Source organism: Pseudomonas sp. GW821-FHT09C08, from assembly GCF_059418125.1.
Genome location: NZ_JBWKPG010000001.1, coordinates 405233 through 427197, shown reverse-complemented (window position 1 = coordinate 427197; position 21965 = coordinate 405233). Strand labels below are relative to the sequence as shown.

General features: G+C 65.6%; 2 protein-coding genes. Both read right to left on the bottom strand.

What is annotated here, in order from left to right:
- Positions 1 to 7: 7 nt before the first annotated feature.
- Positions 8 to 7789, bottom strand: a complete 7782-nt coding sequence (locus tag AC07OJ_RS01790) for an amino acid adenylation domain-containing protein (RefSeq protein ID WP_495093770.1) — start codon at positions 7787 to 7789, stop codon at positions 8 to 10.
- A gap of 3 nt (positions 7790 to 7792) precedes the next feature.
- The gene (locus tag AC07OJ_RS01785) at positions 7793 to 21874 is read right to left on the bottom strand and encodes a non-ribosomal peptide synthase/polyketide synthase (protein ID WP_495093769.1); all 14082 of its coding nucleotides are present in this window, start codon (positions 21872 to 21874) and stop codon (positions 7793 to 7795) included.
- Positions 21875 to 21965: the final 91 nt, after the last annotated feature.

Sequence of the window (21965 nt, the reverse complement as noted above, 5' to 3'; positions counted from 1 at the left end):
ACGCCCCTCAGGAAATCAATTTATCCAAATCTTCTGCTGATAGACGTTTGAGGGCCTCCAAGGATTTAGCCAATGCGTCCTGCACCGGCGAATTATTTGTCTGCTGCGCCGCCACGTAGGCGCTGAAATCGGCCAGGGTCGGGGTGGTGAAGATCGATTTCACATCGAACTCGGCATGCAATTGCTCGCGCAGGCGCACCACCACCTGCGTCGCCAGCAGCGAATGCCCGCCCAGTTCGAAGAAGTTGTCGGTCAGGCCCACCCGCTCCACGTCGAGCACCTCGGCCCAGATGGCGGCGATCTGCTGCTCCAACTCGCTGTGCGGGGCGACGTATTCCCGGGCTTGCAGGTTGGCGTCCACCGCCGGCAGGGCCTTGCGGTCGAGCTTGCCGTTGGGGCTCAGCGGCATCTGCTCCAGCAGCATCCACTGCGCAGGCACCATGTAGTCCGGCAGGTGCTGGGCCAGGTGCGCGCTGAGCACATCGCGCCAGTCATCGCCGGCGTTGTGCAGCACCAGGTAGCCAACCAGGTATTTGCCATCGACGGCCAGTACGGCGGTCTCGCGGACCCAGTCGTGTTCCAGCAGGCGCGCTTCGATTTCGCCCAGCTCGATCCGCAGGCCGCGCAACTTGACTTGATGGTCGATCCGCCCGGCGTACTCGATCACGCCGTCTTCGCGGTAGCGTGCCAGGTCGCCAGTGCGGTACAGGCGCTCGCCGTCGACAAACGGATGCGCGATAAAGCGCTCGGCAGTCAGCGCGGGACGGCGATGGTAACCCCGCGCCAGGCCCACGCCGCCCAGGTACAGCTCGCCGAGCACACCCACCGGCGCCGGCTCGAAGTTGTCGTCGAGGATGTAGCAACCGAGGTTGGCAATCGGACGCCCAATCGGCACCGCATCGCGGCCTTCATCGATGCAGGTCCAGTGGGTCACGTCGATGGCCGCCTCGGTCGGGCCGTACAGGTTGTAGAGCCCGGCCTGCGGCAGTTTGGCGAACACCTGCTGCTGGGCATCCACCGGCAACGCCTCGCCGCTGCACACGATACGGTGCAAGGTGTGGCAGGTCGCAACCGCCGGATCCTGCAGGAATGCCTGCAGCATCGACGGCACAAAGTGCAGCGTGGTGACCTGCTCGGCATTGATCAGGTTGACCAGTTTGGCCGGATCGCGGTGATCCCCCGGCGCCGCGACCACCAGGCGCGCGCCGGTCATCAGCGGCCAGAAGAACTCCCACACCGACACGTCGAAGCTGAACGGGGTCTTTTGCAGGACCGTGTCGCTGACATCCAGGCCATAGGCTTCCTGCATCCAGTGCAGACGGTTGGTCAGGGCCGAGTGACGGTTGCCGGCGCCTTTGGGCTGGCCGGTGGAGCCGGAGGTGTAGATCACATACGCGAGGTTTTCGCCGTCCAGCACGATGCCTGGGTTGCTGTCGCTGTAGTCTTCAAAGGCAGACTCGCCCAGCACCAAGGTTTCCAGGCTGGTGGGAATCGGCAGTTGCTCGCGCAAGTGCGCCTGGGTCAGCAGCAGCTTCACGCCACTGTCGTCGAGCATGTAGGCCAGACGCTCGCGTGGGTACTCCGGGTCCAGCGGCACATAGGCGCCACCGGCCTTGAGCACCGCGAGCAGGCCGACCACCATCTCGACGCAACGCTCCACGGCCAGGCCGACCAGCACATCCGGGCCCACACCCGCCTCGATCAAGCGATGGGCCAGGCGATTGGCACGACGGTTCAATTCGGCGTAGCTCAAGCGCTGCTCGGCGAATACCAGGGCCGGCGCGTCCGGCGTTCGCGTTACCTGCTGTTCAATCCGTTGATGCACACAGTCCTGCAGGGGATAGTCCCGCGCCGTGGCATTCCAGTCCCGCACGACTTGCTGGCGCTCGGCCGGGTCGAGCATGGCCAGCTCGCCAAGGTGTTGTTGCCCGCCCTGGAGCATGGCCTGCAGCAGGTTGACCAGGTGGCGCGCATAGCTATGCACCGTGGCCGCACTGAAATGCGCGCGGGCAAAGCCGAACTGCACTGACAGCGTGTCGCCGACGTCCACCAGCACGGTCAGCGGGAAGCTGGTCTGCTCGTGGGAATGCGGCGTGCCGAAGCGAATGCCGCTGCCGCCGCTCTGTTCCAGGGCCTTGGATACCGGGTAGTTTTCGAACACCAGAATGTTGTCGAACAAGGCCTCGCCGCCCTGCCCGGCCCAGCGCTGGATGTCGTACAAGCCGGTGTGTTCATGCTCGCGCAGGGCCAGGTTCTGCGCCTGCACCGCTTGCAGCCAGTCGGCTACCGATTGCTGGCCCTCCACCGCGCTGATCACCGGCAAGGTGTTGATGAACAGACCGACCTGTTGCTCGACCCCGGCCAATTCGGCCGGGCGCCCGGCCACGGTGGCGCCGAAGCACACCACCGCCTGCCCGCTGTGGCGTTGCAACAGGATCAGCCACGCCGCCTGAATCAAGGTATTAAGCGTGACCTTGTGGCTGCGGGCGAAAGATTCCAGGCGCGCGGTCAAGGCACGGTCCAGCTGCAGTTGATGCTCGCCATGCCCCTGCGCGGCCAGCGGCTGACTGCTGCCCAGGCGGGTCGGGGTGTGCAGCACGGCCAGTTGTTCGCGCCAGAAGGTTTCGGTGGCCTGCGCGTCACGCTGTTGCAGCCAGCCGATGTAGTCGCGGTAACGCCCGGCGGCCTGCGGCACGGCGACGCCGGCATAACGTTGCAGCACTTCACCGAACAGCCGCGAATTGCTCCAGCCGTCCATCAGGATGTGGTGATTGGTGTAGATCAGCTCATGGCGTTGCGCATCGGTGCGCACCAGCACCAGGCGCACCAGCGGCGCCTTGGTCAGGTCAAACCCCTGGCGGCGCTGGGCCTCCTGCAGGTTTTGCAGCTCCGCCTCACGCTCGGGCATCGCTCGCCAATCAAGCACGTCAATCGGCAACCGCGCCTCGCGGTACACCACTTGGCATGGCCACTCCAGCTGCCCTTCCCAGAAGAAACCACTGCGCAATACGTCATGAGCCTGCACGGTGGCATCCCAGGCATGCTGGAAGCGCGCCACGTCGAGGTTGTCGACGGTCACGCGGATCTGGTTGATGTAGTCGCCCGCCGCCTGTTCATACAGGGTGTGGAACAACATGCCCTGCTGCATCGGCGACAAGCTGTAGATGTCTTCGATGGCGTCGGCGGCCAGCGGCAAGGACTCCAGCTGCGCCTGCGTGAGTCGCGACAACGGGAAGTCGCACGCCGTAAAGCCGCGGTTGCCAGGCGTGCAGCAATGTTCCACCAGGGCATTCAGTTCCTCGGTATAGGCCACGCTGAGCGCCTGGATCGCGGCGGGGTCGAACATCAGCGGGCTGAAGGTCCAACCCAGTTGCAGTTCACCGCCATACACCTGGCCGTTGAGCGTCAACCAGTTACCCAATGGCGCCTCGGGGCTTTGTTCGGCGCCGGCGCTTTCTGCCGACGGGATGAACAGGCCGTCCGGCTGGTCGAAACTGGCGTCGATCTGGCCCAGGTAGTTGAAGGTGATGCGCGGCACCGGCAAGCCACTGAAGGCCTCGCGCGTGGCGTCATCGCCCAGGTAGCGCAGCGCGCCGAAGCCCAGGCCTTTGTCCGGGACAGCGCGCAGCTGTTGCTTGATCTGCTTGATCGACGTGGCAAGCGACTCGGCCGGGGTCAGGCGCACCGGGAACAGGCTGGTGAACCAGCCCAGGGTGCGGGTCAGGTCGATCTCGTCAAACAGGTCTTCACGGCCGTGCCCTTCCAGCTGGATCAGGCTCGAAGCGTGCCCGGTCCAGCGGCAGATCACGCGTGCCAGGGCGGTCAGCAGCAGGTCGTTGATCTGCGTGCGATAGGCCGTCGGCGCTTGTTGCAGCAGCTGCCGGGTGCGTTCGGCATCCAGTTGACTGATCACGGTCTGGGCCAGGCGGACGGGGCGCGCACCCTGTGGATCACGGCAAGGCAAGTCGGTCGGCAGGCCTTGCAGCTGTTGCAGCCAGAAGTCTTTCTCGGCACGGATCGATTCGCTACGGGCATGGGCCTGCAGACGCTCGGCCCAGGCCTTGAACGACGAGGTCTTGGCCGGCAGCGATTGGTGGCGATACAGGCTCTGCAGGTCTTCGAGGAACACCCGCCAGGACACGCCGTCCACCACCAGATGGTGCATGACCAAGAGCAGGCGCTGGGAACCGTCGGCCAGTTCGGCGAGAACCGCGCGCAACAACGGCCCCTGCTGCAGGTCGAGGCTGCGCTGGGCGTTTTCGCACAGGGCGGCCAGTTCATCGGCATCCTGCACACGGGCTTGCCACAGCACCGGCGTAACGGCTGCGGCATGCTCGGCCTGCCACCCTGCGGCGTGCGGGCTGAAGCGCAGGCGCAAGCCATCATGGTGCGCGATCAGCCCTTGCAAGGCCGTTTCCAGGCGGTCGCCCTCCATCACCTCGCGCGGGGTCAGCAGCAGTGACTGGTTCCAGTGGTGTTGCTCGGGCAATTGCATTCCGAAGAACAGTTGCTGGAACGGCAGCAACGGCGTCGTGCCCTGCACCGGCCCCTGGTCGATGACCTGGGCCACCTGCAACTGCGCCACCCGCGCCAGGCTGCGCACGGTCTGGTGCTGGAACAGCGCTTTGGCGGTGAAATGAATGCCGGCTGCCCGGGCGCGGCTGACCACCTGGATCGAGATGATCGAGTCGCCGCCGCGCTCGAAGAAGTTGTCGTTCAAGCCCACGTGTTCGATGCCCAGCACCTCGGCCCAGATCGCGGCAATCTGCTGCTCCAGGGCAGTGTGCGGCGCTTCGTATTGCTGCGTGGCCTCGGGCTTGGGCAGCGCCTTGCGGTCGAGCTTGCCGTTCGGGCTCAAGGGCATCTGGTCGAGTACCACCCACTGCGCCGGCACCATGTAGTCGGGCAGGTGCTTGGCCAGATGAGCACCGAGTACTTCGCGCCAATCATCGCCGGCGCTGTGCAACACCAGGTAGCCGACCAGGTATTTGCTGTCGACCGCCAGCACGGCAGCCTCACGCACCCACTCGTGTTCGAGCAGGTGCGCTTCGATTTCGCCCAGTTCGATACGCAGGCCGCGCAACTTGACCTGATGGTCGATACGCCCGGCGTACTCGATCACGCCGTCTGCGCGGTAGCGCGCGAGGTCGCCGGTGCGGTACAGGCGTTCGCCCTTGATGAACGGGTGGGCGATAAAGCGCTCGGCGGTAAGTGCCGGACGACGGTGATAACCACGGGCCAGGCCAATGCCGCCCAGGTACAGCTCGCCCAGCACGCCAACCGGTACAGGTTCGAAGTTGCTGTCGAGGATGTAGCAGCAGAGGTTGGCAATCGGACGGCCTATCGGCACCGCATCGCGCTCTTCATCGATGCAGGTCCAGTGGGTCACGTCGATAGCCGCTTCGGTCGGGCCATACAGGTTGTAGAGCTCGGCCTGGGGCAGTTTGGCGAAGACTTGCTGCTGCGCATCCACCGGTAACGCTTCGCCGCTGCACACAATGCGCTGCAGGCTTTGGCAACTCGACACCGCCGGGTCCTGCAGGAATGCCTGCAGCATCGACGGCACAAAGTGCAGCGTGGTAATGCGCTCGGCATTGATCAGGCTGACCAGCCGGGCCGGATCGCGATGATCCCCCGGCGCGGCAACCACCAGGCGCGAGCCGGTCATCAGCGGCCAGAAGAACTCCCACACCGACACATCGAAGCTGAACGGGGTCTTCTGCAGCACGCTGTCGCTGGCCTCCAGGCCATACGCCTCCTGCATCCATTGCAGGCGGTTGAGCAATGCCGAATGACGGTTGCCGGCACCTTTTGGCTGGCCGGTGGAACCCGAGGTGTAGATCACGTAGGCGAGGTTTTCGCCGTCCAGCGCGATGCCTGGGTTGGTGTCGCTGTAGTCCTCAAAGTCGGACTCGCCCAGCACCAGTGTTTCCAGGCCTTGGGGAATCGGCAACTGCTCACGCAGATGCGCCTGGGTCAGCAGCAGTTTCACCCCGCTGTCGCCGAGCATGTAGGCCAGGCGCTCACGCGGATACTCCGGGTCCAGCGGCACATAGGCCCCACCGGCCTTGAGCACCGCGAGCAGGCCAACCACCATTTCAATGGAGCGCTCCACCGCCAGGCCGACCAGCACGTCGGGGCCGACACCGGCTTCGATCAGGCGATGGGCCAGGCGGTTGGCACGACGGTTCAGTTCGGCATAGCTCAGGGACAGGTGGTTGAAGCGCACTGCCGGTGCGTCCGGCTGCGCCAGCACCTGCGCCTCGATCAACTGATGTACCCACTGCCCTCGCGCATAATCGCGCGCGGTGGCGTTCCACTGGTCAAGCATCTGCTCGCGCTCGTTGGCGCTGAGGGTCGCCAGGTCCTGCACCGGCAACGCGCTGTTCGCCACGGCGGCACGCAGCAGGCTCAGCCAGTGCTCGGCCATGCGCGCCACGGTGGCGGCGCCGAACAGGTCGGTGGCGTAAGTCAGGGAGGCCCAGATCGCGTCGCCGCTCTCCTGGGTGTCCAGGCTCAGGTCGAACTGGGCGCTGTGGCTGTCCCATTCCAGGTGGGCCACGCGCAGGCCAGGCAATTGCTGCTCTGCTGTGTGTGAGTGGGCCTGGTGGTTGAACATCACCTGGAACAGCGGGTTGTGGCTCAGGCTGCGTTCCGGTTGCAGCGCCTCCACCAATTGCTCGAAGGGCAAGTCCTGATGAGCCTGGGCCTCCAGCGCGCGGCGCTTGGTGTGCTGCAGCAGTGCGGTAAAGGGCATGGCGCCGTCGACGTCGGCCTTGAGTACCTGGGTGTTGACGAAAAAGCCGATCAGCGACTCGGTCTCGACACGGTTGCGGTTGGCAATCGGCACGCCGACACGGATGTCCGATTGCCCGCTGTAGCGGTACAGGAAGGCCTGGAACGACGCCAGCAGCAACATGAACATCGTCACGCCTTCACGCTGGGCCAGGGTTTTCAAGCCTGCAACCAGGGCCGGTTCGAGCACGATGTCGTGGCGCGCGCCGCGAAAGCTCTGTTGCGCCGGGCGCGGCTGGTCGAACGGTAGCTCCAGCACCGGCTGCGCGCCGCTGAGCAGTTCGCGCCAGTAGTCCAATTGACGGGCCTTCTCCCCGGCCTCCATCCAGCGGCGCTGCCACAGCGCGTAGTCGGCATACTGGATCGGCAGCGGCGCCAGCACACAGTCCTGGCCCTGGCTGTAGGCGGCGTAGAGCTGCATCAACTCCTGCACCATCACGCCCATCGACCAGCCATCGGAGACGATATGGTGCTGCACCAGCACCAGCACGTGCTCGTCTTCGCTCACGGCGAGCAAGCTGACCCGCAACAATCGACCTTGCTGTAAATCGAAAGGCCGGGCGATTTCCGCTTCGACGCGGGACGTGAGCTGGGTCTCGTCGACTGCGCTTTCAGCGATTTCGATCACGGCGTGGGCCAGCACCTCCTGGGCACGCTCCTCGGCGTCCAGGTGCAGGCGCGTGCGCAGGCTTTCATGGCGCGCCACCAGCGTGTCGAAGCTGCGTTGCAGGGCGGCCTTGTCCAACTGGCCACTCAGGCGCAGGGCGCCGGGCACGTGATAGGCGGCGCTGTCCGGGTCCAGTTGCCAGAGAAACCACTGGCGCTCCTGGGCGTAGGACAATGGCAGCTTCTGGCCGTCCTCGCGGATCGAGGCAATCGGCAGTTGGGCGAAACTCATGCCACGGCTTTGCAGGCGCTGGTAAAACTGCTGGCGCTGTTCCAGAGGCAGGCGAAGAAAGCGCGAAACCAGATCGATATTAGGGTTGGAAAGCATGGGTCAAATCGCCTCTAGTTCGCTCAAAAAGTCACGAAGGTCATCAAAATCTTCCGCACTGCCGGCGCGGAAGGTGGCGGCGGCCTGTACGTAGGCACGCAGCGTTTCGGTCTGGAACACTTCCACCAGTGGCACTTCCAGGCCCAGTTCGGCCTGCACCCGCGAGGTGATCTGGATCGCCAGCAGGGAGTGGCCGCCCACCTCGAAGAAGTTGTCGTTCAGGCCCACTTGCGGCAGGCGCAGCACCTCGGCCCAGATCGCGGCGATCTGCTGTTCCAGCTCGCTTTCGGGGGCCACATAGGCCTGTTGCAGCAGGCTTGCATCCGGCTCGGGCAACCCCTTGCGGTCGAGCTTGCCGTTGGGGGTCAGCGGCATTTGCGCGAGGAACATGAAGTGCGTCGGCACCATGTAGTCCGGCAGGCGGGTTTTCAGCGCGCGGCGCAGGTTGTCGCGGAACTCGGCCTGATCGGCCAGGTTGGCATCGGCCGGCACTACATAAGCCACCAGTTGCTTGCCGGTCGGGCCTTCGTGGGCCACCACGACGGTTTCGCCGACATTGTCCTGCTCACGCAGGCGCGCTTCGATTTCACCCAGTTCGATGCGGAAACCGCGGATTTTCACTTGATGGTCGACACGACCGAGGTAGTCCACCACGCCATCCGGGCGCCCGCGGGTCAGGTCACCGCTGCGGTACACGCGGCTGCCCGGCTTGCCGAAGGGGTCCGGCACGAAGCGCTCGGCGGTCAGTGCTGGACGCTCCAGGTAACCGCGCGCCACGCCCTCCCCGCCCAGGTACAGCTCGCCGGCGACACCGACCGGCTGCAGGTTGAGCTGCGCGTCGAGGACGTAGCCGCTGCGATTGCCCAGCAAAGTGCCAATCGGTGCATAGACCGCGCCGCACGGGTCGCCCTTGCGTGCTTTCCACAGCAGTGGCGTAACCACCGTTTCCGTCGGGCCGTAGCCGTTGAACAGGTAGGTCGGCTTGAGTGCGCGCCAGGCCAGGTCATAGCTCGCCTGGGCTACGGCATCACCGCCAAAGCAGTACACACGTACCTTCGGCGGGTTACCGTCACGCTCGGCATGCTCGGCCAGTTGTTGCAGGTACACCGGCGGGAACACGGCCATGGTCACGTTGTGACGGTGCATCTGTTCGTAGGTGTACTCGGGCAGCCACAGGCTGTCATCGCGGATCAGCACGCTGGCGCCGTTGATCAACGGGTGCATCCAGCCTTCGTGGGAGCCGTCGAAGGCGAACGACATGAAGTGCAATTCGCAATCGGCCGGGCTGGTTTCATAGCGCTCGCCGGTGGCGATGATATGCGCCACCAACGGGCCGTGGGACACCGCCACGCCCTTGGGCATGCCGGTGGAGCCGGAGGTGTAGATCACGTAGGCGAGGTTGTCGCCGTCCAGCTTCACATCGGGCGCCGTGTCGCTGAACCCCGCCCACTCTTCAGTGCGATCAATCGCCAGGCTGGTCAATCCTGCCGGGATCGGCAGTTGCTGCAACGCGCGGCTGTCGGTGAGCAGCAGTTGCGCGCGGCTGTCCTGCATCATGTACAGCAGGCGGTCGCGGGGGTATTCGATATCCAGCGGCACATACACCCCGCCCGCTTTCATTACCGCGAGGAACGCCACCATGATCTCGGCACTGCGCGGCATGGCGATGGCCACGCGCACTTCCGGGCCGACACCACGGGCGATCAGCGCATGGGCCAGGCGGTTGGCCTCGCGATCCAGCTCGCCATAGCTCAGGGTTTGTGCATCGAACTTGACCGCCACCGCCGCAGGATTTTCCCGCGCACGCTCGGCAACCAACTCGTGCACCAGGCGCTGGGCCGAGAAGCCGGCGTCGGTCTGGTCCCACAGCTGCAGGATGTGCCGTTGCTCATCCGCACCCAGCAGGTTGAGTTGGCCGACAGTCTGCTGCTGATCGGCAACCATCGCCTGCAACAGGTTCTGCCAGTGGCCAGCCATGCGCTCGATGGTCGCCGGGGCGAACAGGTCGGTGGCGTAGCTCAGGGACGCACGCAGCGCGGCCTGGCTTTCTTCTACGTCCAGCGCCAGGTCGAACTGGGCGACGCCTTCATCCCAACCGAGTACTTCGACGTCGAGGGCGGTCAAGCCCTGCAGATGCAGGCCGGCAGAGGTCACACGGTGGTTGAACAGCACCTGGAACAACGGGCTCAGGCTCATGCTGCGCTCAGGTTGCAGGGCCTCGACCAGTTGCTCGAACGGCAGGTCCTGATGGGCCTGGGCCTCAAGGGAACGCTGGCGCGCCTGCTGCAACAACTGCTCGACGCTCATTTGCCCATGGATGTCGGCCTTGAGCACCTGGGTGTTGACGAAGAAGCCGATCAGCCCTTCGGTTTCCAAGCGGTTGCGGTTGGCAATCGGCACGCCGACGCGCACATCTTCCTGGCCACTGTAGCGGTGCAGCAAGGCCTGGTAGGACGCCAGCAACACCATCGGCAAGGTCACCCCGGCGTCGCGCGCCAGGTTGCGCAAACCGCCCAGCAGCGCGGCCGGCAGCTCAATCCCCAGGCGCGCCCCGCGATGGCTTTGCACGGCCGGGCGCTGGTAGTCGAACGGTAATTCCAGCACCGGCTGCACGCCGCCCAGCAAACCTTGCCAGTACGCCAGCTGACGCGCCTTTTCTCCGGCCTCCATCCAGTGGCGCTGCCACACGGCGTAGTCGGCGTACTGGATCGGCAACGGCGGCAGGTCCGGCGTCTGCCCCTGGCTGAAGGCCGCGTAGAGCTGCACCAGCTCTTCGACCATCAGTTGCATCGACCAGCCATCGGAGACGATATGGTGCTGCACCAGCACCAGCACGTGGTCGTCCTTGGCCAGACGCAGCAGTTTGACCCGCAGCAACGGCCCGCGCAGCAGGTCGAACGGCTGTGCGACCTCGGCGGCGACCTGCGCCTTGAGCCCGGCTTCATCGGTGTCGGCCAGCTCGATGTCGATCAGGCCCGAGTCTTCGATGACCTGCACCGTGGCCGCCGCGTCCTGGCGCAGATGGGTGCGCAGGCTTTCATGGCGGGCGAGCAAGGTGTCGAAACTGCGTTGCAGTGCCGCCTGGTCCAGCGTGCCCTTTAAACGCAAGGCGCTGGGGATATGATACGCGGCGCTGTGCGGGTCCAGTTGCCAGAGGAACCATTGGCGCTCCTGGGCATAGGACAGCGGCAGCGGTTGGTCGCGATCAACCTTGAGCAACGCCGGCGCAGCCACGCGCTCTTCGCCCAGGGACGCGACAAAGTCGCCCAGCAAGGGGTGTTCGAACAGGCACTTGAGCGCCACTTCCAGCGCCAGCGCCTGGCGGACCCGCGACACCACCCGCGTGGCCAGCAGCGAGTGCCCGCCCAGCTCGAAGAAGTGGTCGTCGAGGCCGACCTGCGGCACATCCAGCACGTCGGCCCAGATCGCCGCGACCTGTTTTTCGCGCTCGGATACCGGTGCCACATGGCCTTTGCGCCACAGGCTGGCATCGACCTTCGGCAACGCCTTGCGGTCGAGCTTGCCGTTGGGGGTCAGGGGCAGGCTGTCGAGGAACATCAGGTGTGCCGGCACCATGTAGTCCGGCAGGCGCTCGCGCAAGGCGGCTTGGTACGCCTGCGGGGCTTGCGCCGCCGAGCTGACCAGGTAAGCGATCAAGCGGTCGTCGTCGGCCAGCACCACGGCTTCGCGCACGCCAGGCTGCTCGCGCAGGCAGGCTTCGATTTCGCCGAGTTCGATACGGAAACCGCGCACCTTGACCTGGTGGTCGACCCGGCCGATGTATTCGACCACGCCGTCGTCACGGTAGCGCGCCAGGTCGCCGGTACGGTACAGGCGTTCGCCCGGTGCACCGTAGGGGTTGGGCACGAAGCGCTCGGCCGTCAGCGCTGGCCGCGCGTGGTAACCGCGTGCCAGGCCGACACCGCCGATCAGCAGTTCGCCGGATGCACCCAACGGGCATGGCGTGAGCCCGGCGTTGAGGATGAACAAGGTGGTATTGGCAATGGGACGCCCGACAAAAGGCTGCGCCTGCGACAAACGATGGGCCGCCGACCAGATCGTGGTTTCGGTGGGGCCATACAGGTTCCACACCGGACCTTGCAGGTCGAGCATGCGTTGGGCCAGATCGGCCGGCAGGGCTTCGCCGCCACACAGGGCCTTGATGCCGCGCAACTGATCGGCACGCGGGCTTTCCAGCAGCATGCGCCAGGTCGAAGGCGTGGCTTGCAGCACGTTGGCGGACTGGCTGTGCGCGAGGTCGAGAATGGCCTCCGGGTCGAGGGCCATCGCCTGATCGCTCAACAGCACCGTGGCACCGACCGTCAGTGGCACGTACAGCTCCAGGGCGAAGATATCGAACGAGAACGTGGTCAGCGACAGCACCCGCGCCTGCGCACCCATGTCCAACGTCGTCGCCATGCCGCTGGTAAAGCTGCACAGCGCCTGGTGCCGCACCATCACGCCCTTGGGTTTGCCGGTGGAACCGGAGGTGTAGATCACGTACGCCAAGTGTTCCGGCGTGACGCTGACCTGCGGGTTGTGGTCGTCGGCATCGACATCGTCGACCAGCAGCACCTGCAGGCCCTGCGGTTGCGCCAGGCGCCCGATCAGGTGCGGCTGGGTCAGCAGCACCCGTGCGCGGCTGTCCTCAAGCATGAAGGCCAGGCGATCCGCCGGGAACTGCGGGTCGAGCGGCACATAGGCGCCACCGGCCTTGAGGGTCGCCAACAGGCCGACCACCATGTCCAGGGAGCGCTCCACATGCACGGCAACCAACACGTCAGGGCCGACACCCGCCGCGATCAGGCGATGAGCCAGGCGGTTGGCGCGGCGATTGAGCGCGGCGTAGCTCAGGGCTTGGCCGTTGAAATGCAGCGCGATGGCCTGAGGATGCGCCAGCGCCTGCGCTTCGAACAATTGCTGCACACAGCGCTCGCGCGCAAATTCGACGGCGGTGTGGTTCCACGTTTCGAGCAGTTGCCGGGATTGCGGCGCGCTGAGCATCGCCAGCTCATCCAAGACCTGAGCGGCATCGCGTACCACGGCGTGCAGCAGGTTCTGCCAGTGACCGGCCATGCGCTGCAGGGTCGCGGCGTCGAACAGGTCGGTGGCGTAGGTCAGGGAGGCCCACAGGCCGTCGGCGGACTCTTCGGTCTCCAGGTTGAGGTCGAACTGAGTGGTGTGGCCGGCCCAGTCCACCGGTTGCAGGTCCAGGCCGGGCAGTTGCACCGCGCCTTGGCGCAGGTTGTCCTGATGGTTGAACATCACCTGGAACAGCGGGTTATGGCTGAGGCTGCGCTCCGGCTGCAGGGCTTCCACCAGTTGTTCGAACGGCAAGTCCTGATGGGCCTGGGCGTCCAGGGCGCGTTGCTTGACCTGGGCCAGCAACTGGTCAAAGCGCATCTGCCCGTGCAGGTCGGCCTTGAGCACCTGGGTGTTGACGAAAAAGCCGATCAGGCGTTCGGTTTCAAGGCGGTTGCGGTTGGCAATCGGCACGCCGACACGGATCTCGGACTGGCCGCTGTAGCGGTGCAGCAGGGTCTGGAACGAGGCGAGCAGCAACATGAACAGGGTCACGTCCTGACGCTGGGCGAGTGCCTTCAGTTCGGCGACCAGACGGGTGTCGAGCTGGATCTGCTGGCGCGCACCGCGGTGGCTTTGCACCGCTGGGCGCGGGTGGTCCAGGGGCAATTCCAGCAGCGGATGCTCGGTACCCAGGTGCGTGCACCAGTAATTGAGTTGACGCTGGGTTTCCCCGCCCGCCATCCAGTCGCGCTGCCACACGGCATAGTCGGCGTACTGCAGCGCCAGGGACGGCAACCGGGCGTGGCCCTGATACAGCGCGACCAGTTCGTCGACCATCACTTGCATCGACCAGCCATCGGAGATGATGTGGTGCTGGGTGATGACCAGCACATGGTGCTCGGCGTCGATCTGCAGCAGTGCGACGCGCATCAGCGGGCCGTTGACCAGGTCGAACGGGCGCTGGATTTCCTGCGCCACGGCGTGTTCGATATCCGGCGCCTCGACGCGCTGGCGCTCGATGGCAATCGCCAGGTCCGGGTGAATGACCTGCCAGGTGTGCTCGCCCCTCTCCACAAACGTGGTGCGCAACGGCTCATGACGTTGCACCAGCGCCTGGAAGGCGTTTTCCAGCGCGGCACTGTCCAATCGACCGCGCAAGTGCAAGGCGGCGGGCACGTGGTAGGCCGCGCTGCGCGGGTCCAGTTGCCAGAGGAACCACTGGCGCTCCTGGGCGAAGGACAGCGCCAGCGGCTGCTCACGCCCGACCGCCAGCATCGCCGGCGCCGTGGCAGCACGGGTGCCCAGTGCCGCGACGAAATCTGCCAGCACCGGCTGCTCGAACACGCTCTTGAGTGCCACCTCGATGCCCAGTCCATGCCGCACGCGGGACACCATCTGCGTGGCGAGCAACGAGTGCCCACCCCTCTCGAAGAAGTGATCGTTGAGCCCTACCCGCTCGGCGCCCAGCACCTGGGCCCAGATCGCCGCGACCTGTTGCTGCACCTCGGTAACCGGTGCCAGCCAATCGACCCGCGCCTGGTTGGCATCCGGCTTGGGCAGCGCGGCGCGGTCCAGCTTGCCGTTGGGGCTCAGCGGCAGGTGCGCGAGCAACAGCAGGTGCGCCGGCACCATGTAGTCCGGCAGCTCCGCGCGCAGCGTGGCCTTGAGCTGAGTGAGCAACTCGGCTTGCTGGGCCTCGTCCAGTGCGTGGCTGGCGACGATGTAGCCCACCAACTGGTTATCGGCGGCGACCACCAATGCTTCGCGCACGCTGGGTTGGGCCAGCAGGCGCGCTTCGATTTCGTTCAATTCGATACGGAAACCGCGCACCTTGACCTGGTGGTCGATACGGCCCACGTACTCGATCATGCCGTCGGCGCGATAGCGCGCCAGGTCGCCGGTGCGGTACAAGCGCCCGCCACCGTCGGTGCAGAACGGATCGGGAATGAAGCGATGCGCCGTCAGGTCGGGACGGTTGAAGTAACCGCGCGCCAGCAATGGCCCACCGATCACCAGTTCGCCCGCGACACCCACCGGCACCGGGTTGAGGTTAGCGTCCAGCAGGTAAATGGCGCGGCCATCGAGCACCCGCCCGATCGGCATCATCGACGGCAGGGCTTCGCGGCCATCGACGTAGGCGGCACAGTCCAGTGCCGTGGCGGTCACCGTGGCCTCGGTCGGGCCGTAGGTGTTGAGCAGGCGTACACGCTGCAGGCCCGCTTCGCGCCAGGCGCTGAGGCCTTCCGGCGGCATGGCTTCGCCACCGATGTGCAGTTGGCGCAGACGGCCGTAGTCGCGAGGGCCACGGTCGGCAAAATCACGCACCAACAGCAGCCAGTAGGCGGTGGTCAGGTCGACCACGGAGATATCGTGGTCGAGCAGTTGTTGGTAGAAGGTGTCGCTGTCCCACAGGTCGCCACCGCGTACCACTACCGCTGCGCCACAGCACAGCGCCGGGTACAGCTGCTCGACGAAACCGTCGAAGTTGAAGGTGCCGAACTGCAGCACACGGTCATGCGGCTGCAGCGTAAACAGTTCGCTGAACACTTCCACATGCCGCGCCAGGGACGCCAGGTCGATGCCCACGCCTTTCGGCCGGCCCGTGGAGCCAGAGGTGAACATCACGTAGGCAAGGTTCGCCGGCTGTGCCCGTGGTAACAGGTTTTGCGCGCTGTAGTCGCTCAACCAATCGTGCCGGTCTTCCAGGCAGACCAGGCTCAGGCTGGCTGTGATCGGCAATTGGTCCAGCAGCGGTTGTTGGGTCAGCAGCAACTGCAGGCCGCTGTCCTCGATCATGCATTGCAGGCGCTCGGCCGGATACTTGGGGTCCAGCGGCACATAGGCACCGCCGGCCTTGAGCACCGCCAGCAGGCCGACGATCATGTCCAGGGAGCGGTCCACCGCTACCCCCACCAGGGTGTCGGCGGTCACGCCCAGTTCCACCAGGCGATGGGCCAGGCGGTTGGCGCGCGCATTCAGCTCGGCATAGCTCATGCGCTGTTGATCGAGGATCAGCGCGATAGCATGCGGCTGGGTTGCCGCCTGCTGTTCAAAGCGCTGCAATACGCTCGCCTGGGCCGGTTGGGCGGCGTGAGGCGGGTTCCACTCGGTGAGTACGCGCTGGTGTTCAGCGGCCAACAGCAGCGGGATCGCGCCCAACGCCTGCCCGGGCGCATCGACAAACTGCTGCAACAGCCCTTGCAGATACGCCGCGATGTGTTGCACGGCGTCGGTGGCAAGGTCCGCACACAGGTACTCCAGGTGCAGGCTCAAACGCTGCCCCCCGTGCACGGTGAGGGTCAGCGGGTAGTTGGTGCGTTCCTGATGACGCACGTGACTGAAACGCAGGCCGCCCTCGCCCGCTTGCTCCAGGCTCTTGGCGACGGGGAAGTTCTCGAACACCACCAGGGTGTCGAACAGCGCTTCGCCGGCCGACCCGGCCCAGCGCTGGATATCGAACAGCGGCGTGTGCTCGTGCTCGCGCATTTCCAGGTTGAGCGCCTGGACCGTTCGCACCCAGTCGCTGACGGATTGCGCCGGATTGGCCGCTGCGATCAGCGGCAAGGTATTGATGAACAGGCCGACTTGCTGCTCGACATTCGCCAACTGCGCCGGACGCCCGGATACCGTGACACCGCAGGCGACGCTGGATTGACCGGTGTAGCGCTGCAGCAGCAACAGCCACGCCGACTGCACCAGGGTGTTGAGGGTCACTTGGTGGGCACGCGCGAAATCAGCCAGGCGCCGGGTCTGGGCCTCATCCAGTTCACAGAGGATTTCAGCGTATTCACTGCCGTGGGGTGCTGCGGTCTTGGCCACGCTGCGCGCCAGGTGCGTAGGTTCGTCGAGCTGCGCCAGGCGTTCGCGCCAGAAGGTCTCGCCGATGGCCGGGTCCTGTTGTTGCAGCCAGGCGATATGCTGGGAAAACGCCGCGCCCACCGGCGGCAGTGCGTGGCCCTTGCAGGCTTGCAGCACTTCGTTGAGCACCAGGGCGTTGCTCCAGCCATCCATCAGGATGTGATGGCTGGTGTAGATCAAGTGCCAACGGTCCTCGGCGCTGCGCACCAATGCCACGCGCAGCAACGGCGGACGCGCCAACTCGAAGCCCTGGCGATGGTGATCGGCGGCCAATTCATCCAGCGCCGTGGCGAGGTCCTGGCGCTCGCGCCAGTCGTACTCGGCGAATGGCATGTCGACCTGGCGATACACCACCTGCAGCGCCTGGCCCTGGTCGTCCTGCCAGACAAAGCCGGTGCGCAGCATGTCGTGTCGTGCCAGCACCTGCGCCCAGGCGCGCTGGAATTGCGCCACATCGAGCCCCTGCACGTCGGCACGCAACTGGCTGACGTAGACATCCGCATCGCCCTGTTGATAGAGGCTGTGAAACAGCATGCCCTGTTGCATCGGCGACAACGGGTACAGGTCCTGAACCGCACGCGCAGGCAGTGCCAACGCGTCGAGTTGCGCCTGGGTCAGCTGCGCCAGGCCCACATCGGCCGGGGTCAGGCCGCCCTGACGGGGGTCGACGCAATGGGCGATCATCGCCAACAGTTCATGCCGGTAATCGTCCACCAGGCCTTGAATGGTCGAGGCCTCGAACATCTCGCGGCTGAACCCCCACTGCAGGGCCAGCTCCCCGCCATACACCTGCCCTTCCACGGTCAGCCAGTTGGCCAACGGTGCTTCAGGGTCCTGGGCCTGGCCGCTGCCCTCGGGCGCCGGCACCAACAGCGCCGACTCATTGAACTGGCGGTCGAACTGGCCGAGGTAGTTGAAGGTGATGCGCGGCACGGCGAGTGCCGACAAGGCGTCGCGCGCAGCAGGCGTGCCCAGGTAGCGCAACAGGCCGTAGCCAATGCCTTTATCCGGCACCGCACGCAGTTGCTCCTTGACCGATTTGATTGCACTCGACAACTCACCACCCGCCTGCAGGCGCACCGGGAACAGGCTGGTGAACCAGCCGACGGTGCGGGTCAGGTCGACGCTGTCGAAGAGGTCTTCACGGCCATGCCCTTCGAGCTGGATCAGCGCAGCGGGCTGCTTGCTCCAACGGCTGATCACCCGCGCCAATGCTGTCAGCAGCAGGTCGTTGACCTGGGTGCGATAGGCCGCCGGGGCGTCCTGCAGGAGTTGGCGCGTCTGTTCGGCACTGAGGCGGATTTCGAGTTTGCTGCCCACGCGGTTTTGCAGGTCGCCCTGCGGGTTGTCGCAGGGCAAGTCGGCGTCCGCGGTCTGTGCCTGCCAGTAAGACAGCTGGTGATCGAGGGTCTGTGCATGGGCCTGCAACTGCTGCGCCCACACTTGGTAGGCGCTGGTCTTGGCCGGCAGCGGCGCGGCGCCATAGGCGTGCTGCAGGTCTTCCAGCAGGATGCGCCAGGACACGCCGTCCACCACCAGGTGATGGATCACCAGCAGCAGGCGCTGGGTGCCGTCGCCCATGCTGACCAGCACGGCGCGCAGCAGCGGGCCGTATTCAAGGTCGAGGCTGCGTTGGGCCTCGTCGCAGAGGGCGGCCAGCTCAGCCTCGTCAGCAACCTGGGACTGCCACATTGAGGCGCTTGCAACCGGCGCGGCATGGGCTTGCTGCCAGCCCTCGGCCTGCTGCACAAAGCACAGGCGCAGCGCATCGTGATGGTTGATCACCTGGGTCAACGCCGCCTCAACGCGCGCCGGCTCCAGGGTTTCGCGCGGGGTCAGCAGCAGCGACTGGTTCCAATGCTTGCGCTGCGCGATTGCCTGCTCGAAGAAGCTCGCCTGCACCGGCGTCAGCACCACCTCGCCGGTGACCGGGCCCTGGTCGATATGCGCCGCGTGCTCGACGCTCGCCACCAACGCCAGGCTGCGCACGCTCTGGTACTGGAACAGGTCGCGCGGGCTGAGACGAATCCCGGCCTGGCGCGCTCGGCTGACCACCTGGATGGAGATGATCGAATCGCCACCCAGCTCGAAAAAGTTGTCATCCAGACCGACATGCTCGACCCCGAGCACATCGCTCCAGACGGCAGCCAGGGCTTGCTGCACAGGGTTTTCCGGGGCGGCATAAGCCTGCTGCGCGGCAGCATCCGGCACCGGCAGCGCCTTGCGGTCCAGCTTGCCGTTGGCAGTCACCGGCAACTGGGCCAGGTGGACCATATGCGTCGGCACCATGTACTCCGGCAGACTGCCGAGCAGCCAGGCCTTGAGGTCGCTGGGCGCCTCGCCTTCCAGCACCAGGTAGGCCACCAGTTGCTTGCCGCCCTGCACCAGCACGACGGCCTCACGCACGCCAGGGTGTTGCAGCAGGCGTGTCTCGATTTCACCCAGCTCGATGCGCAGGCCGCGCAGCTTGACCTGATGGTCGAGGCGACCGAGGTATTCGATCACGCCATCAGCCCGTTGGCGCACACGGTCGCCGGTGCGGTACAGGCGTGCGCCATCGTCAAATGGACTCGGCACAAAACGCTCGGCGGTCAACGCCGGACGCCGGTGATAACTGCGCGCCAGCCCGGTGCCGCCCAGGTACAACTCGCCGCACACACCGGCAGGGACCGGGTTGAGCTGGGCGTCGAGTACGTAGGTGCCGAGGTTGGCAATCGGGCGGCCGATGGGCACGCTGTCGGCGCCTTCGTCGACGCAGGTCCAGTGGGTCACGTCGATGGCCGCTTCGGTGGGGCCATACAGGTTGAACAGCCCGGCATGCGGCAGCTTGGCGAACACCTGGACCTGTGCGTCCAGCGGTAAGGCTTCACCGCTGCAGACGATGCGCTTGAGGCCGGTGCAGGCCTGCACGCCCGGTTCATGGATAAATGCCTGGAGCATCGACGGCACGAAGTGCAAGGTGGTGATCGCGTGCCGGCCGATGGTCTCGATCAAACGTGCGGGCTCGCGGTGCTCACCCGGGGCCGCCACCACCAGGCGCGCACCGGTCATCAGCGGCCAGAAAAATTCCCAGACCGACACGTCAAAGCTGAACGGGGTTTTCTGCAGCACCGCATCAGTGGCCTCCAGCCCGTAGGCCTGCTGCATCCAGCACAGGCGGTTGACCAGCGCGCGATGGCTGTTGCCGGCACCCTTGGGCTTACCGGTGGAACCGGAGGTGTAGATCACGTAGGCCAGGTTCAAGGCGTGGATGGCCACGCCGGGCGATTCGCTGCTGTAGCCGTCGAGCCACAGCGCAGGCTGGTCCAGGGCAATCACGCGGATACCGGCGGCGGGCAGCGATGCCAGCAGGCGCTGCTGGCTGAGCAGCAGCTGAATGCCGCTGTCTTCGATCATGTAGGCCAGGCGTTCCGGCGGGTATTCGGGGTCGAGCGGCACGTAGGCGCCGCCGGCCTTGAGAATCGCCAGCAAGCCGACCACCATCTCGATCGAGCGCTCGACGCAGATCCCCACCAGCACATCGGGGCCGACGCCCTGCTCGCGCAAGGCATGCGCGAGTCGGTTGGCGCGGGCGTCGAGTTCGGCGTAGGTCAGCGTGGTCGTGCCGAACACCAGCGCCGGTGCGTCGGGGGTGGCCTGCACCTGGTCTTCGATCAGCTGATGGATGCCGCGCTCGGTCGGGTAGGTTGCGGCGGTGTTATTCCAGGCGTGCACCAGGACGTGTTGTTCATCGGCGGCCAGCATCGGCAATTCGCCGATGCGCTGCTCGCCATCGGTGACCATCGCCTGCAACAGGCGGGTCCAGTGGCGGGCCATGCGCTCGATGGACGGCGCGTCGAACAGGTCGTTGGCGTAGGTCAAGGCGGCATGCAGGGTGCCGGACTTTTCATAGGTGTCGAGGGTCAGGTCGAACTGGGTGGTGCGCCCCTGCCACTCCACCAAGGCCAGTTCCAGGCCGGAGGCGGTGCTGACCGAGGCGATGTCGGCCACCACCGGCTGGTGGTTGTACATCACCTGAAACAAAGGGGTATGGCTCAGGCTGCGCTCGATCTTGAGGGCTTCGACCAGGCGTTCGAAAGGCAATTCCTGATGCGCCTGGGCGCCCAGGGCATGCTCCCTGATGCCTTGCAGCAGCTCGGTGACGCGGGTTTGCCCGGTGAGTTCGGTGCGCAGGACCTGGGTGTTGACGAAGAAGCCGATCAGCCCTTCGACTTCGGTGCGGTTACGGTTGGCAATCGGCACGCCGACGCGGATATCCCCCTGACCGGTGTAGCGATGCAGGAGCACATTGAACGCGCCGAGCAACAGCATGAACAAGGTGACGTTGTGTTTTTGCGCACAACTGCGCAGTTGCGCGGCGAGCGCCGGGTCAATCGCGAAGTTATGCCGCGTGCCCTGGTAGCTGGGCATGGCCGGGCGGGCGTGGTCGGTCGGCAGTTCCAGCACCGGATGCTCATCGCCCAGGCGCGCCTGCCAGTAATCCAGCTGGCGGGCCTGCTCCCCGGCTTCCAGCCAGCGGCGTTGCCACAGGGCATAGTCGCTGTACTGGATCGGCAGTGCCGGCAACTGCGGCACCTCGTTGCGCTCATGGGCGTCGTAGCAGCGGATGAACTCGTCGATCAGCACGTTCATCGACCAGCCGTCGGAGACGATGTGGTGCAGGGTCAGCAGCAGCACGTGTTCCTGCGCATCAAGCTTGAGCAGTTGCACACGCAGCAGCGGGCCGTGCTCCAGGTCGAACGGCAGCAGCGACTGGTGGGTCGCCGCTTCATTGACGGCCTGCTCGCGTTCGGCGACGGCCAGCGTGCTCAGGTCCAGCTGTTCGATGGCCAGTGACGGCTGCACCGCCACCTGCAACAGGCGCTCATCGGCCTGGCGCTGGAACACCGTGCGCAGGGTTTCATGGCGCGCGACCAGGCTGGCAAACGCCTGCTGCATCGCGTCCAGGTTCAACGCACCCTTGAGCCGCACCGCGCCCGGCAGGTTGTAGGCGCCGCTGGCCGGGTCCAACTGCCACAGGAACCACATGCGTTGCTGCGCGTAGGACAGCGCATCGCGATCCTCTACCTCGACCCCGGCCGGAATCGGAAACCGCGAAAAATCCACTCCTTCTTTCTGCAGTGCCTGCAGGAATAGCTGGCGCTTTTCCAGGGGCAACCCGATAAACCGGCGAGCAAGTTTCAAGGAGTCTTCAGCATTCATTTCTTGGAGTCCGGAGCAATAGGCAGGAAGCACAAAGGCACGTCGTCCCTATAAAACGAACCGCAGAGGGAAAAATTAGCGAGGGGATGGG

Excerpts from the sequence above, each read along its gene's own strand:
- AC07OJ_RS01790 (WP_495093770.1), bottom strand. The coding sequence starts at position 7,789 with ATGCTTTCCAACCCTAATATCGATCTGGTTTCGCGCTTTCTTCGCCTG.
- AC07OJ_RS01785 (WP_495093769.1), bottom strand. The coding sequence starts at position 21,874 with ATGAATGCTGAAGACTCCTTGAAACTTGCTCGCCGGTTTATCGGGTTG.